Genomic DNA, 595 nt, shown 5'->3' on the forward strand with positions numbered 1-595 from the left:
GGGTAATAGCCGCATGCAAGAAATCGCGGGCTATATCCGCGAGGGCGCACAGGCCTATCTCACGCGTCAGTACAAGGCGATTTCGGTCGTCGGTATCGTTGTTTTCATTGCAGCATGGCTGCTTCTCTCCGGGACGGCCGCGATCGGCTTTCTGATCGGCGCCGTGCTTTCAGGCGCTGCCGGTTTCATCGGCATGCACGTTTCCGTCCGCGCCAACGTGCGCACGGCTCAGGCCGCCTCCCACAGCCTCGCGGCTGGCCTCGATATCGCCTTCAAGTCCGGCGCCATCACGGGTATGCTCGTTGCCGGTCTCGCGCTGCTCGGCGTGTCGATCTATTATTACGTCCTGACAGGCATTCTCGGTCACGAATCCGGATCGCGCGAGGTCATCGATGCGCTTGTGTCGCTCGGCTTCGGTGCATCGCTGATCTCGATCTTCGCCCGTCTGGGCGGCGGCATCTTCACCAAGGGTGCCGACGTCGGCGGCGACCTCGTCGGTAAAGTGGAAGCGGGTATTCCGGAAGATGATCCGCGCAACCCGGCCACGATCGCCGATAACGTCGGCGACAATGTCGGTGACTGCGCAGGCATGGCT

Annotated in this window: 1 protein-coding gene; it reads left to right on the top strand. The window is 62.4% G+C overall.

From position 1 onward, the window contains the following. The coding region (locus AC1DIX_RS27550) for a sodium/proton-translocating pyrophosphatase (RefSeq protein ID WP_477328500.1) at positions 1-595 on the top strand (595 nt) is incomplete at both ends.

It is taken from the genome of Massilia sp. 05N420, assembly GCF_056397205.1.